We start from the raw sequence: 13,853 nt of genomic DNA, 5'->3' as shown, positions 1-13,853 counted from the left end.
AGGTATATAGGCGGAGAGACAGCAATGGTGAGCAGTTTTCGTGTGCAACAAGCCGCACGTGAGATCCGGGCGGGCGCGGTTATCGCCTACCCGACGGAAGCGGTCTGGGGCCTGGGCTGTGACCCGTGGAACGAGGACGCGGTGTATCGCCTGCTGGCGCTCAAGTCGCGGCCTGTGGATAAAGGCTTGATCCTGATCGCCGACAATATCCGCCAGTTCGACTTTTTGTTCGAGGATTTCCCCGAGGACTGGATTGACCGCATGGGCAGCACCTGGCCAGGCCCGAACACCTGGCTGGTGCCGCACCAGGACCTGTTGCCGGAGTGGGTGACCGGCCAGCACGACACGGTGGCGCTGCGGGTCAGTGACCACCCGCAGGTGCGTGAGCTGTGCGCGCTGGTCGGGCCGCTGATTTCCACCTCGTGCAACCCCGGCGGTCGCCCGGCGGCGAAGAGCCGCTTGCGGGTGGAGCAGTACTTCCATGGCCAGCTGGACCTGGTACTGGGCGGGGCGTTGGGCGGGCGGAAGAACCCAAGTGTGATTCGCAACCTGGCGACGGGCGAAGTCGTTCGGCCGGGCTAAATTGCCAAGCGCCAATACACCTCCTTGTGGGAGCGGGCTTGCCCCGCGAAGCGCCGCGCGGGCGGCGCTCGATTTCACAGGCGCTGAAATTCTCAAGCCAAGCACCTGCCCGCCCCGATGCGATCGCGTACCTAAATCAAGGCAACAAAACAGTCGACCCCACAGTCCGTCGAGCCGACAGTTCCGCCTGCGCCTTGGCTGCCTCACTCAGCGGATACCGCTGCTGGATATCCACAACCAGCTTCCCACTCGCAATCATCGCAAACAGGTCATCGGCCATGGCCTGGGTGTTCTCGGCATTGTTGGCATAGCTCGCCAGGGTCGGGCGGGTGACATACAGCGAGCCCTTCTGCGCCAGAATCCCCAGGTTCACCCCGCTCACCGCGCCCGAAGCATTGCCAAAGCTCACCATCAACCCACGCGGCTGCAGGCAGTCCAGCGAGGTCAGCCAGGTATCGGCCCCCACGCCGTCGTACACCACCGGGCATTTCTTGCCGTCGGTCAACTCCAGTACGCGCTTGGCCACATCTTCATGGCTGTAGTCGATGGTTTCCCATGCCCCCAGCGCCTTCGCCCGCTCGGCCTTCTCAGCGGAGCTGACAGTACCGATCAACTTGGCCCCCAGCGCCTTGGCCCATTGGCAGGCCAGCGAACCCACGCCACCGGCAGCGGCATGGAACAGGATCACTTCGCCCGGTTGCACCGCATAAGTCTGCTTGAGCAGGTACTGCACGGTCAGGCCTTTGAGCATCACCGCCGCTGCCTGCTCAAAGCTGATGTTATCCGGCAGTTTGACCAGGTTGGCCTCGGGCAGCGTATGCACTTCGCTGTAGGCACCCAGCGGGCCGCCGGCATGGGCAACCCGGTCGCCGACTTTCAGGCGGGTGACGCCCTCACCCACGGCGTCGACCACACCAGCGGCCTCGGTGCCGAGCCCGGAAGGCAAGGATGGCGGTGCGTACAAGCCGCTGCGGAAATAGGTGTCGATGAAGTTCAGGCCAATCGCCTGGTTACGCACGCGGACCTGCTGTGGCCCAGGTGGGGCGGGGTCGAACTCTACAAGCTGCAGAACTTCCGGGCCGCCATGCTGGCTGAACTGGATACGCTTGGCCATCTCGCACTCCTGTTGTCGGGATTGGTAACAGCCCTCTATCGGACGCCTTTGCTTGATCGCCGTCAACTGCGGCGCGTCAGCCGCCGGTGGTATGCTACGCGGCGAATTCTTCTCTGCCCGCTCCAGGTGACCCGATGACCAGCCGCACCGAGGCCGTGAAAGCCTACCTGCTCGACCTGCAAGACCGCATCTGCTCCGCCCTTGAACGTGAGGACGGCGGCGCCCGCTTTGTCGAGGACGCCTGGACGCGTGAAGCCGGTGGCGGGGGCCGCACGCGGGTGATCGGTGAGGGCAAGGTGATCGAGAAAGGTGGGGTCAACTTCTCCCACGTGTTCGGTGCCGGCCTGCCACCGTCGGCCAGCGCCCACCGCCCCGAGCTGGCGGGCCGTGGTTTCGAGGCCCTGGGGGTGTCGCTGGTGATCCACCCGCACAACCCGCACGTGCCGACGTCCCACGCCAATGTGCGCTTCTTCATCGCCGAAAAAGAAGGTGAAGAGGCGGTGTGGTGGTTCGGCGGCGGTTTCGACCTGACCCCGTACTACGGCAACGAAGAAGACTGCATCCACTGGCACCGTGTGGCCGAGCAGGCCTGCGCGCCATTCGGTGCTGACGTGTACCCGCGCTACAAAGCCTGGTGCGACCGCTACTTCCACCTCAAGCACCGTGGCGAACCACGTGGCATTGGCGGGCTGTTCTTCGACGACCTGAACGAGTGGGACTTCGACACCTGCTTTGCTTTCATCCGTGCCATTGGCGATGCCTTCGTCGAGGCCTACCTGCCGATCGTCCAACGCCGCAAGGACACGCCCTATACCGCCGAGCAGCGCGAGTTCCAAGAGTACCGTCGCGGTCGCTACGTGGAGTTCAACCTGGTCTACGACCGTGGCACCTTGTTCGGCCTGCAATCGGGTGGGCGTACCGAGTCGATCCTTATGTCGCTGCCGCCGCAGGTCCGCTGGGGCTACGACTGGAAGGCCGTGCCCGGCAGCGAAGAAGCGCGCCTGACCGAGTACTTCCTGCAAGACCGCGACTGGCTCGCCCAGTAAACCTGTGGATAACCGAGGAGCCCCCATGGACCAGTACGTCGTTTTCGGTAACCCCATCGGCCACAGCAAGTCGCCGCTGATCCACCGCCTGTTCGCCGAGCAGACCGGCCAGGACCTGGAATACGCCACCCTGCTGGCGCCGCTGGACGAGTTCAGCGATTGTGCCCGCGGTTTCTTCAAGCAAGGCAGTGGCGGCAATGTCACGGTGCCGTTCAAGGAAGAAGCCTACCGCCTGTGCGACAGCCTGACCCCACGTGCCCAGCGGGCGGGTGCGGTGAATACCCTGAGCAAGCTGGCGGATGGCTCGCTGCGGGGGGACAACACTGACGGTGCTGGCCTTGTGCGCGACCTGACCGTGAATGCGGGGGTCGAGCTGGCGGGCAAGCGTATCCTCATTTTGGGCGCGGGGGGGGCGGTGCGCGGGGTGCTGGAGCCGATTCTGGCGCACGATCCGCAGTCGCTGGTGATCGCCAACCGCACGGTAGAAAAGGCCGAGCAACTGGCGCGTGAGTTCGCTGAGCTTGGGCCGGTGGTGGCCAGTGGGTTCAGCTGGCTGCAGGAGCCGGTGGACGTGATCATCAACGCCACCTCGGCGAGCCTGGCGGGCGAGATGCCGCCGATTGCCGACAGCCTGGTCGAGGCGGGGCGCACGGTTTGCTACGACATGATGTACGGCAAGGAGCCGACGCCGTTTTGCCAATGGGCTACCAACCTAGGTGCGGCCAAGGTGCTGGATGGGCTGGGGATGCTGGCTGAGCAGGCGGCTGAGGCGTTCTTTATCTGGCGTGGCGTGAGGCCGGATACGGCGCCGGTGCTGGCTGAACTGCGCCGACAGCTTGCTCGGGGTTGACGCTGTCGGGGCCGCTTCGCGGCCCATCGCAGGCAAGCCAGCTCCTACAGGGATATCGCAAGGCCCGAGGTTGGCGCTGTACTTGTAGGAGCTGGCTTGCCTGCGATGGGCTGCAAAGCAGCCCCAAGATCTCAACCCAACCTCACTCTTCAAACCTGATGGGACACAAATCCACCCCTTCCAACTTCTGCAATTCCTCGACCACCTGCGGCCGCGCCCGCTGCAAGGTCAAACTCCCCCCTGCTCGCCGTAACCGCCGTGCCTCTCGGTGCAACATATCCACACCCGAATAATCGATAAAATTCACCTGCCGCGCATCAATCACCACATGCGGCCCCTGGCAGCGCTGCAAGCGCACCTGCAGGTAATGCGCCGCGCCAAAGAAGATCGACCCGCCCACCCGCAGCACGTCGGCCTGCCCTTCGCGGCTCTGCTGCACCCGTGGCCGGGACGTGCGTTTGAGGTAAAAGAACAGCGAAGCCAGCACCCCGGCATAGATCGCAGTCTGTAGCTCCAGCAGCAAGGTCGCGGCGGCGGTCAGGGCCATGACCAGGAACTCCGAGCGGCTGACCCTGAACAGCGCCCGAATGCCACGGTGATCCACCAACCCCCAACAGATCAGCAGGATGCTGCCCGCCATCGCCGGGATCGGCAGGTGGGCGATCAGCCCTGCCCCTGCGACGGCAAACAGCGCGACCCACAGGGCCGAGAACACCCCGGCCAGCGGTGAGCGGGCGCCGGCGTCATAACTTAAGCCTGAACGGGTGAAAGAGCCTGATGACAGGTAACCGGAGAAGAACGCGCCGACGATGTTCGACAGGCCCTGGGCGCGGATTTCCTGGTCGGCGTCGATCAATTGTTCAGAGCGCGCACACAGCGACCGGGCAATCGACAGGCTGGTGACCAGGCCGAGCATGCCCACCGCCACCGCCGTCGGCAGCAGCCGCAGCATCAACTCCACGTCCAGTAGCGGCAGTGGGCTCAACGGGGGCAATTGGCCAGTGAAGGCAGGTACCCGCGGCACATGGCCAAAAAAGCCAGGCAGTGACCAGGCCAGCAAACTGACCACGATCAGGCTTATCAACAGGCTCGGCCAGCGGGGCCGCCAGAGTTTGAAGGCCATGCCGATCAGCACCGTGGTCAGCCCCAGTATCAGCGACGGCAGGTCGACCTCCCCGGCGTGGCTGGCCAGGTCTTGCACGGTTTTCAACGCCGTGGCCTGGCTTGGCAAGTCCATGCCCAGCAGGTTGGGCAACTGGCCGAGGGCGATGACGATGGCGGCGCCCAGGGTGAAGCCGAGCACCACCGAGTGGGAGACGAAATTGACCAGTGCGCCGAAGCGCAGCAGGCCGAGCAAGAGCTGGAAGATGCCGGCGAGCAATGTCAGCAGCAGGACCAGCGTGATGTAGTCCGCGCTGCCCGGTACCGCCAGGGGGCTGACGCTGGCGTAGAGGACGATCGAGATGGCTGCGGTCGGGCCGCAGATCAGGTGCCAGGAAGACCCCCACAAGCAGGCGATGAGCACCGGGACGATGGCGGCGAACAGGCCGTATTCGGCGGGCAGGCCGGCGATCAGGGCGTAGGCGATGGATTGCGGCAGGGCAAGGATGGCACCGCTCAGGCCGACCAGCAGGTCCTGGCGCAGGCTGCGGCCCGATTGGCGGGGGAGCCAGGCAAGGAAAGGCAGCAGCTGGATGAGGCGGTGCATGGGTTATCCACATTCCTGAAGTTGCGCTGTGCCTCTGTGGGAGCGGGCTTGCCCGCGAAGAAGCCACCGCGGTGCATGGCACCGGCTTCGCCGGTATTCGCGGGCAAGCCCGCTCCCACAGGGGATTGCAGCGTGCGGTTGATCAGAGTTTGTCTTTGACGGCCGCGAGGGCATCGCCACCGGACTGGGTGCTGACCCCAGCCAACCACCCTTCCAGTACTTCGGGATGCGCCTTCACCCAAGCCTTGGCTGCTTCATCGAAGCTCACTTTCTTATCCACAACCTCGGCCATGATGCTGTTTTCCATGTCCAGGGTAAATGTCAGGTTGCCCAGCAGCTTCGCTGTATTCGGGCACGCCTGTGCATAACCTTTGCGGGTCAGGGTGTAGACCTGGCCCTTGCTGCCAAACCACTTTTCCCCACCCGTGAGGTAGTGCATCTTCAGCTTCACGTTCATCGGGTGCGGTGTCCAGCCAAGGAAGGTGATGAATTGCTGCTTCTTCACGGCACGGTCCACTTGCGCAAGCATCGCCTGCTCACTCGACTCCACCAGCTTCCACTGGCCGAGGTCGAACTGGTTCTCATCGATGATTTCTTTCAGCGACAGGTTGGCAGGCGCGCCAGCGCCGATCCCATACAGTTTCTTGTCGAACTGGTCCGCGTGCTTTTGCAGGTCGGCGAAGTCTTTGACCCCGGCGTTCCACACATAGTCGGGCACCGCGAGGGTGAACTCGGTGCCTTCAAGGTTGCGCGACAACTGCTGCACATCACCATTGGCGATGAACTTGTCATGAAACCCCTGGTGCGCCGGCATCCAGTTGCCGAGGAAGGCATCGACGCGCCCGTCCTTGAGGCCGCCATAGATGATCGGCACGGCCAGGCTGTCGATTTTTACTTGGTAGCCGAGGCTTTCCAGCAGCAGGCGGGCGATGGCGTTGGTGGTGGCGATATCGCTCCAGCCGGGGTCGGCCATCTTCACGGTGCTGCATTGCGCGTCGTCGGCGTGAGCCGTGGCAGCGCCCAGGCCGAGGGCCAGGGCAAGCACGGCGGCGGAGATTTTTTGCATGGCGAACTCTCTTCTCAATCCAGAGGGGCGGGCTGTGGATAACGGGCCTTGCGCTCGAGGTCGTCGAGATCGATGTGGTTGCGCATGTACTGTTGGCTGGCGTCCACCAACGGTTGGTGGTCCCAGCTTTTCAGCTTGCCGATGGCCAGGGCTTCGGCCACCAGGCGGCGGCGGCGCTGGCTGGCTAGCACCTGTTGGCGCAGGGTGGGGATGTCCCAGCGCTGCCGGGCTTCATCGGCAAATGCCTGCAGCAGCGCCTGATGGTCGGGGCTGCTGGCGAGGTTCTCCCGCTCGTGCGGGTCGCGACTCAGGTCATAGAGTAGCCATGGGTCGTCTTCGCTGTACACGAACTTGTACGGGCCACGGCGGATCATCATCAGCGGGCCGACCGTGCCTTCGGCCATGTATTCGCCAATGACCTCGTCGTGGCCACCCTGCCCTTGCAGGTGGCCCAGCAGCGAGCGGCCGTCCAGATGCAGGGACGTGTCCACGGCACCGCCGGCCAGTTCGACCAGGGTCGGCAGCAGGTCGCAGGTGGAGACCGACGCACTCACGCGCGCGGCGGCAAAGCGTTTGGGGGCGTGGATCAGCAGTGGCACGCGCGCCGACATTTCGAACCAGTGCATCTTGTACCAAAGGCCGCGCTCGCCAAGCATGTCGCCGTGGTCGCCGGAGAACACGATCAACGTGTCCTCCGCCAAGCCGCATTCCTCAAGGGTTTGCAGCAACTGGCCAATGTTGTCGTCGATGTAGCTGCAGGCGCCAAAGTAGGCGCGGCGGGCATCGCGGATCTTGTCCACAGGCAGGGGCTTGTTCCACAGGTCGTAGACCTTGAGCAGGCGCTGCGAGTGCGGGTCTTGCTCGCGCTGGTCAAACTCGGCGCTGGGCATTGGGATATCCACACCCTCATAGCGATCCCAGTAGCGCTTGGGAATGGTGTACGGGTCGTGGGGGTGAGTCATCGACACGGTTAGGCAAAACGGCCGGCCATCGTTTTCGCGCACATGGTCGTAGAGGTACTGGCGGGCTTTGAACACCACCTCCTCGTCGAAATCCAGCTGGTTGGTGCGCACGCATGGGCCGGCCTGCAGCACCGACGACATGTTGTGGTACCAGCTCGGGCGCGCGTCCGGGGCGTCCCAGTTCACGGCCCAGCCGTAATCGGCGGGGTAGATATCGCTGGTCAGGCGTTCTTCGTAGCCGTGCAACTGGTCTGGGCCGCAGAAGTGCATCTTGCCCGACAGCGCAGTGCGGTAGCCGAGACGGCGCAGGTAATGGGCGTAGGTGGGCACATCGGCGGGGAAGTCAGCGGCGTTATCGTAAGCGCCAATACGGCTGGGCAACTGGCCGCTGACCAGGGTGAAGCGCGACGGTGCGCACAGCGGGCTGTTGCAGTACGCCGAGTCGAACACCACCGCCTGGTCGGCGAGGCGGGCGAGGTTTGGCATCTGGATGGGCGAAGGGGCGTAGATCGGCAGCAGGGGGGCGGCCATCTGGTCGGCCATGATGAACAGGATATTCGGGCGCGTCATGGTTGGCTTCCATCGTTGAAGGTTATGCGAACCGCTTGCCTTCCAAGATGCGACTCTGGATAACATGGGTAAAGCCCATAGCGGGCAATGACTAGGATTAGCTGAGCTTATGTTTGAGCGCCTTGGCGAGCTGTCGTTGGATACCCTGCGTGTGTTCGAGGCCGCAGCGCGGTTGCGCGGCTTTACGGCCGCAGCGCTTGAGCTGGGGACCACGCAGCCCGCCGTGAGCCAGCAGGTGAAGCGCCTGGAAGCCCAGCTGGGTACCCGGCTGTTCGACCGGATCTACCGGGGCATTGCGCTGACCGAGGCCGGCCAGTTGCTGTTCGAACAGGTGCACCAAGGGCTACAGGCCATGGACGATGGGCTTGCCTTGGTCAGCGGGCGAGGCCAGCGCGAGGTGCTTCAGGTGGCGACCGACTTCGCCTTCGCGGCGTTTTGGCTGATGCCCCGGTTGCAACGCTTTCATGAAGCTTATCCACAGGTGGATGTGAGCTTGGTAACGGGTGAGCGCAGCCAGGCGATGCTGCGGCCGGATATCGATGTGGCGGTGCTGTTTGGTGATGGGCGTTTCCATCAAGGCGAGAGCCGGTGGTTGTTCGATGAGGAGGTATTCCCCGTCTGCAGCCCCCGCCTGACTCATGGCAAACCCTTGTCAGCCGTGGCTTTGCAGCGTTTGCCGTTGCTTCACCTGCGCGGTGAGCAGGCCAGCCGTTGGTTTGATTGGGCGGGTGTGTTTCGTGGGTTTGGCGTAGACAGCCCACCGCCACCGGGGCAGTTGCGTTTTGATAATTACACCTTGTTGATCCAGGCGGCGATTGCCGGGCAAGGGGTAGCGATTGGCTGGGGGCACCTGGTCGATGGGCTGGTTGAACAGGGGCTGCTGTGCCGGCCTTTGGAGGGCAGTTTGCGCTCGGAACGCGGGTATTATGCGGTTTTGCCACCGCGCAAGCGGCGTGGGGCGCTGATTGAGCGGTTTGTCGATTGGCTGGAGGATGAGCGGGGGGGGTGAGATTTTGGGGCTGCTGTGCAGCCCATCGCAGGCAAGCCAGCTCCTACAGAAGTGCGCGGTCCCCCTGTAGGAGCTGGCTTGCCTGCGATGGGCTGCGAAGCGGCCCCAAAATCTAGACCACGAAGTTCAAATGCTCGCCCCGATGCAACCCTAGGTCCAGCATATCGGCCATCCCCGCCGCTACCCTCTCCAGGTCGACCAACGTCTGGGGTGCATTGATCAGGGTCCAGTGCAACGCGCTGCGCTGCAACCCATCGACAACCTGGTCCACGCCTTCGCGCGCTTCATCGGTGTAATCGCCTGGCCTGTCCAGCACATCGAAATCGCCCACCAGCAACAGCCGGCGTATAGTCGTACGCGCAAGCCCGGCCACCAGCGCTTCGCTCATTTGCCATTGCGCAGGCAGGTCACCGGGTGCCAAGGCTGACACCAAGGCAACTACCGCCGAGCCGCCTGCGGCACCCTGCTCCGCCTGGTCGGCACTCGCCAGCCCGCCTATCTTGAAATGCAGGCCAGGGCGTGGCGCATGGCGGTTGAGGTCATCGACCACGGCGGTCACTTCGTGCTGGCGTGACAGCAGTTCGGTAATCAGCGCACTGCCAAGGCTGGACTCGGCCCCGAACAGGACCAGCTTGAATACTGGGGTTTCGGCGTTTTTCACTGCATCACTTCCTTTGCAGGGGGTGATGGTTTGACCGCAATCAGGAGTTATCGTGCAAAGGATCAAGGGCTATCACGCCCACGTGTACTACGACGCATCGACCCTCGAGCAGGCGCGAGAACTGTGTGAGGAGGCGGCGCGGCTGTTCCCCGTGACCATGGGGCGCATGCACCAGCAACCCGTGGGGCCGCATCCGGACTGGAGTTGCCAGCTGGCGTTCGGGCCTGAAGTGGTGGGGGTGGTGTTACCGTGGCTGGCGCTGTACCGCAAGGGGTTGGTGGTGTTTCTGCACCCGCTGACCGGGGATGAGCTGGCGGATCACCGGGATCATGCGATTTGGATGGGGGCTGTGCGGCCGCTGAAGCTGTCGATTTTTGGCGGCTAGATGGGGGCCGCTATGCGGCCATTCGCGGGGCAAGCCCGCTCCCACAGGTCGAGTGCTTTCTGACAGATTGCAGTGAACCTGTGGGAGCGGGCTTGCCCCGCGAAGAATGCAACGCCAATCAGCGTCGAGCGCCGCGTACCCCTTCAGCCAACGCCGAGCACAGGCTCAGCACATCATTGACGGCCTGATCGGCATCCTTGGCATGAGCGATCTTGTCGACCAGCGCCGACCCCACCACCACACCATCGGCGAGGCGGGCGATGTTCGCAGCCTGCTCCGGGGTACGAATGCCAAAACCAACGCTGATCGGCAGGTCGGTATGCCGACGCAGGCGGGCGATGGCTTCGGTCACGTGCTCGGTGGTTGCCGAGCCCGCGCCGGTCACACCGGCGACGGACACGTAATAGACGAACCCGGAGCTGCGCTCCAGCACACGCGGCAGGCGTGCGTCGTCGGTGGTCGGGGTGGTCAGGCGGATGAAGTCGATGCCCGAGGCCTGAGCCGGGGTGGCCAGCTCGGCATCATGCTCGGGCGGCAGGTCGACGATGATCAGGCCATCGACGCCGGCTTCCTTGGCTTCTGCCACGAACGTTTCCACGCCAAAGCGGTGGATCGGGTTGTAGTAACCCATCAGCACGATCGGCGTGGCTTGGTTGCCCACGCGGAATTCACGAACCATCTGCAGGGTCTTGGCCAAGGTCTGGCCGGCTTCCAGTGCACGCAGGGTCGCTAGCTGAATGGCCACGCCATCGGCCATCGGGTCGGTGAACGGCATGCCCAGCTCGATCACGTCGGCGCCGGCTTCCGGCAGGCCCTTGAGGATGCGCAGCGAAGCGTCATAGCCCGGGTCGCCCGCGGTAACGAAGGTGACCAGTGCCGAACGGCCTTCGGCCTTGAGTGCGGCGAAGCGTTGTTCAAGACGGCTCATGCCTGTTTCTCCTGGGCGGCCATGTGGTTCATCACGGTTTGCATGTCTTTGTCGCCGCGCCCGGACAGGCACACGACCATCAGGTGGTCCTTGGGCAGGTTCGGTGCGCGCTTGATCGCCTCGGCCAGGGCGTGGGAGCTTTCCAGGGCCGGGATGATGCCTTCCAGGCGACAGGTGGCGTGGAACGCATCAAGGGCTTCGTCGTCGGTGATGCTGACGTACTCGACGCGCTTCACTTCATGCAGGTAAGCGTGCTCTGGGCCGATGCCCGGGTAGTCGAGGCCGGCGGAAATCGAGTGGGCGTCGGTGATCTGGCCGTCAGCGTCCTGCAGCAGGTAGGTGCGGTTGCCGTGCAGCACGCCGGGTACGCCGCCGTTCAGGCTGGCGGCGTGTTTGTCGGTGTGCACGCCGTGGCCGCCGGCTTCGACGCCGATGATCTGCACGCTTGGCTCTTCAAGGAATTCGTGGAACAGGCCCATGGCGTTGGAGCCGCCACCGACGCAGGCCACCAGGCTGTCGGGCAGGCGCCCTTCCTTCTCTTGCAACTGGGCACGGGTTTCCTTGCCGATGATCGACTGGAAGTCGCGGACCATGGCCGGGTACGGGTGCGGGCCGGCGACGGTGCCGATCAGGTAGAAGGTGTCTTCGACGTTGGTGACCCAGTCGCGCAGGGCCTCGTTCATGGCGTCTTTCAGGGTGCCGGTACCGGCGGTGACCGGGACGATTTCGGCGCCCAGCAGCTTCATGCGGAACACGTTGGCCTGCTGGCGCTCGATGTCGGTGGCGCCCATGTAGATGACACAAGGCAGGCCGAAGCGGGCGGCGACGGTGGCGGTGGCCACGCCGTGCATGCCGGCACCGGTTTCGGCGATCAGACGTTTTTTGCCCATGCGCTTGGCCAGCAGCACCTGGCCGATGCAGTTGTTCACCTTGTGCGCGCCGGTGTGGTTGAGCTCTTCACGCTTGAAGAAGATTTTTGCCCCGCCACAGTGCTCGGTCAGGCGCTCGGCGAAGTACAGCGGGTTCGGGCGGCCGATGTAGTCGCGCTGGAAGTACGCCAGCTCTTCGAGAAACTTCGGGTCGGCCTTGGCGGCTTCGTATTCGCGGGCCAGGTCCAGTACCAGTGGCATCAGGGTTTCTGCCACGTAGCGGCCGCCGAACGAGCCGAACAGGCCGTTGGCGTCTGGGCCAGGGCGGTATTGAGTCTGGGTCATGGGGCGCTCCAAGGCGTAATGAATGAGTGATGGGCTTTACTCTAACCACGCAACGCCCGTCTGAAAACCGATAAGATTGCGCAAACCTGTCAGGAAAACTCACAAGACAATGGCCCAGGACCTTCCCCCGCTCAATGCCCTTAGGGCCTTCGAGGCGACTGCCCGGCTTAACAGCGTCAGCCAGGCGGCCGAAGCGCTGCATGTGACGCACGGCGCGGTCAGCCGGCAGATCAAAGTGCTTGAAGAGCACTTGGGCATTGCCCTGTTCGTCAAGGATGGGCGTGGCATCAAACTCACAGATGCCGGCATGCGCCTGCGCGATGCCAGTGGCGAGGCATTCGACAGGTTGCGGGGCGTGTGTGCCGAGTTGAGCCGGGATAACAGCGAGGCGCCGTTCGTCCTTGGCTGTTCCGGCAGCCTGCTGGCGCGGTGGTTCATCCCCAGGCTCGGGCGGCTCAAGGCCGACCTGCCGGAGCTGCGCCTGCACTTGTCTGCCGGGGAAGGCGACCTGGACCCCCGGCGCCCAGGCCTGGACGCCTTGCTGGTGTTTGCCGAGCCACCGTGGCCGGCGGACATGCAGGTGCACGTGTTGGCCGAAGAACGCATCGGGCCTGTGCTCAGCCCCCACTTCGCCGGCTTCGAGCGTTTGCGCGGCGCGGCGCCCCTGGCTTTGCTGGGCGAGTCGCTGCTGCATACCACCTCACGCCCGCAGGCGTGGCCTGCGTGGGCGGCGCAGCATGGGCTCGAGCCGGGCGCATTGCCGTTCGGCCAGGCCTTCGAACACCTGTACTACCTGCTGGAGGCCGCAGTGGCCGGGCTGGGTGTCGCGATCGCGCCGCAGCAGTTGGTGGCGGATGATCTGCGGGCTGGGAGGTTGGCGGCCCCTTGGGGTTTTTCACCCACGCACGCCGCGCTGGCGCTGTGGGTGCCACGGCGCGCCGCGGATGGGCGCGCCGAGCAACTGGCGCAATGGCTGCGCCAGGAGTTGCGGCTGCAGATCGCTTAATTGCGCTTGTACAGCAGCCATGCCGCCAGCAGGCCCAAGGCACCCACGGCTACCCCGGCGGTGGTGATGGGGTGCTCCTGGGCGTAGTCACGGGTGGCGATGCCGGTTTGGCGAGTGCGGGTCTTCACTTCCTCGTAGGCGTCGCTCAGCAGGCTGCGCGAATGTTTGAGTGCGCTCTCGGCGTTGCTGCGGATTGCCTTCACCGACTTCTGGGACTCCTCCGAGGCATCGTGTTTGAGGTTTTCCAGCGATTTCAGAAGGCTTTCGATCTCGGCTTCCATGCTTTCCAGGGATGTTTTACGCAGCGAGTTGCGGTGCATGTTGACTCTCCTTCGGGGATGGGCTGTAAGGATTGCGACTGCACCGCGCGGTGAAAGTGCGATCGAACTTTCATCCCTGGCGACGGCTCGCAGGTAAACCAGGCCTGCGCTGCTAGGCTCAATTTCACCGTCATCCAAGGAGAGTGCACATGTCCGATCATCACACGTACAAGAAGATCGAACTGGTTGGGTCGTCGCCCACCAGCATCGAGGACGCGATCAACAATGCCCTGGCCGAAGCGGGCAAGAGCATCAAGCACCTGGAATGGTTCGAAGTGATCGACACCCGGGGTCATATCCATGACAACAAGGCTGCGCACTTTCAGGTCACGCTCAAGGTTGGGTTTCGGATTGCCAATAGCTGAAGCAGTACCGGGCTAGCTGGCGCCGGCAAGATGGGGTAATAGAGAGGGGGCGCCGTTGCCGGCGCCC

Annotated in this window: 15 protein-coding genes; 7 read left to right on the top strand and 8 right to left on the bottom strand. The window is 64.0% G+C overall.

From position 1 onward, the window contains the following. The first annotated feature begins 24 nt into the window (after nucleotides 1–24). The gene (gene tsaC, locus HU764_RS25060) at nucleotides 25–582 is read left to right on the top strand and encodes an L-threonylcarbamoyladenylate synthase type 1 TsaC (RefSeq protein ID WP_027592045.1); all 558 of its coding nucleotides are present in this window, start codon (nucleotides 25–27) and stop codon (nucleotides 580–582) included. A 136-nt stretch (nucleotides 583–718) separates the two neighbouring features. Here the strand turns inward: tsaC and HU764_RS25055 are convergent, their stop codons facing one another. Beyond that, nucleotides 719–1,696, bottom strand: coding sequence for an NADPH:quinone reductase (locus HU764_RS25055; RefSeq protein ID WP_186679257.1), 978 nt, complete (start codon nucleotides 1,694–1,696; stop codon nucleotides 719–721). A gap of 134 nt (nucleotides 1,697–1,830) precedes the next feature. On the opposite strand from HU764_RS25055, the gene hemF reads away from it, so the two are divergent. Both hemF and aroE read left to right on the top strand, forming a co-directional pair. Continuing rightward, a complete protein-coding gene (hemF, locus tag HU764_RS25050; protein WP_186703906.1) occupies nucleotides 1,831–2,742 on the top strand; it encodes an oxygen-dependent coproporphyrinogen oxidase in 912 nt (303 codons plus the stop codon). 25 nt (nucleotides 2,743–2,767) lie between these two features. After that, a complete protein-coding gene (aroE, locus tag HU764_RS25045) occupies nucleotides 2,768–3,592 on the top strand; it encodes a shikimate dehydrogenase (RefSeq protein ID WP_027592041.1) in 825 nt (274 codons plus the stop codon). 142 nt (nucleotides 3,593–3,734) lie between these two features. Here the strand turns inward: aroE and HU764_RS25040 are convergent, their stop codons facing one another. The 3 genes from HU764_RS25040 to betC all read right to left on the bottom strand — a co-directional run bounded on the left by HU764_RS25040 (nucleotide 3,735) and on the right by betC (nucleotide 7,898). Beyond that, a complete protein-coding gene (locus HU764_RS25040; RefSeq protein ID WP_186703905.1) occupies nucleotides 3,735–5,300 on the bottom strand; it encodes a SulP family inorganic anion transporter in 1,566 nt (521 codons plus the stop codon). 142 nt (nucleotides 5,301–5,442) lie between these two features. Continuing rightward, on the bottom strand, nucleotides 5,443–6,366 hold the full coding sequence (gene choX, locus HU764_RS25035) for a choline ABC transporter substrate-binding protein (protein WP_186703904.1): 924 nt from the start codon (nucleotides 6,364–6,366) through the stop codon (nucleotides 5,443–5,445). 14 nt (nucleotides 6,367–6,380) lie between these two features. Continuing rightward, entirely contained in the window at nucleotides 6,381–7,898 is a 1,518-nt protein-coding gene (gene betC, locus HU764_RS25030; protein ID WP_186703903.1) for a choline-sulfatase, read from the bottom strand. 109 nt (nucleotides 7,899–8,007) lie between these two features. On the opposite strand from betC, the gene HU764_RS25025 reads away from it, so the two are divergent. Beyond that, nucleotides 8,008–8,907: a choline sulfate utilization transcriptional regulator gene (locus HU764_RS25025; protein WP_186679245.1), complete on the top strand. Its 900-nt coding sequence runs from the start codon at nucleotides 8,008–8,010 to the stop codon at nucleotides 8,905–8,907. 112 nt (nucleotides 8,908–9,019) lie between these two features. Here HU764_RS25025 and HU764_RS25020 read toward each other — a convergent pair whose 3' ends face one another. Further along, on the bottom strand, nucleotides 9,020–9,568 hold the full coding sequence (locus tag HU764_RS25020; protein ID WP_099452520.1) for an NAD(P)H-binding protein: 549 nt from the start codon (nucleotides 9,566–9,568) through the stop codon (nucleotides 9,020–9,022). A gap of 52 nt (nucleotides 9,569–9,620) precedes the next feature. On the opposite strand from HU764_RS25020, the gene HU764_RS25015 reads away from it, so the two are divergent. Further along, entirely contained in the window at nucleotides 9,621–9,953 is a 333-nt protein-coding gene (locus tag HU764_RS25015; protein ID WP_027592035.1) for a DOPA 4,5-dioxygenase family protein, read from the top strand. 118 nt (nucleotides 9,954–10,071) lie between these two features. Here HU764_RS25015 and trpA read toward each other — a convergent pair whose 3' ends face one another. Together trpA and trpB are read right to left on the bottom strand one after the other, a co-directional pair. Further along, nucleotides 10,072–10,881, bottom strand: a complete 810-nt coding sequence (gene trpA / locus HU764_RS25010; RefSeq protein ID WP_186703902.1) for a tryptophan synthase subunit alpha — start codon at nucleotides 10,879–10,881, stop codon at nucleotides 10,072–10,074. Then, nucleotides 10,878–12,095, bottom strand: coding sequence for a tryptophan synthase subunit beta (trpB, locus tag HU764_RS25005; RefSeq protein WP_027592033.1), 1,218 nt, complete (start codon nucleotides 12,093–12,095; stop codon nucleotides 10,878–10,880). The genes trpA and trpB overlap by 4 nt, the downstream gene beginning before the upstream one ends. Nucleotides 12,096–12,204: 109 nt before the next feature. On the opposite strand from trpB, the gene HU764_RS25000 reads away from it, so the two are divergent. Continuing rightward, entirely contained in the window at nucleotides 12,205–13,101 is an 897-nt protein-coding gene (locus tag HU764_RS25000) for a LysR family transcriptional regulator (RefSeq protein ID WP_186679241.1), read from the top strand. Here the strand turns inward: HU764_RS25000 and HU764_RS24995 are convergent. After that, nucleotides 13,098–13,421 (bottom strand): ElaB/YgaM/YqjD family protein, encoded by a 324-nt coding sequence (locus HU764_RS24995; RefSeq protein ID WP_027592031.1) that lies wholly within the window; start codon nucleotides 13,419–13,421, stop codon nucleotides 13,098–13,100. The two genes, HU764_RS25000 and HU764_RS24995, sit on opposite strands and share 4 nt — an antisense overlap. Before the next feature lie 149 nt (nucleotides 13,422–13,570). On the opposite strand from HU764_RS24995, the gene HU764_RS24990 reads away from it, so the two are divergent. Next, the gene (locus HU764_RS24990; RefSeq protein ID WP_027592030.1) at nucleotides 13,571–13,786 is read left to right on the top strand and encodes a dodecin; all 216 of its coding nucleotides are present in this window, start codon (nucleotides 13,571–13,573) and stop codon (nucleotides 13,784–13,786) included. Nucleotides 13,787–13,853 lie beyond the last annotated feature (67 nt).

Source organism: Pseudomonas kermanshahensis (genome assembly GCF_014269205.2).
In the GTDB taxonomy this organism is placed as follows: Bacteria; Pseudomonadota; Gammaproteobacteria; order Pseudomonadales; family Pseudomonadaceae; genus Aquipseudomonas; species Aquipseudomonas kermanshahensis.
Note: the sequence above shows the minus strand (reverse complement) of the source record. Positions and strands in the feature narration are given on the sequence as shown.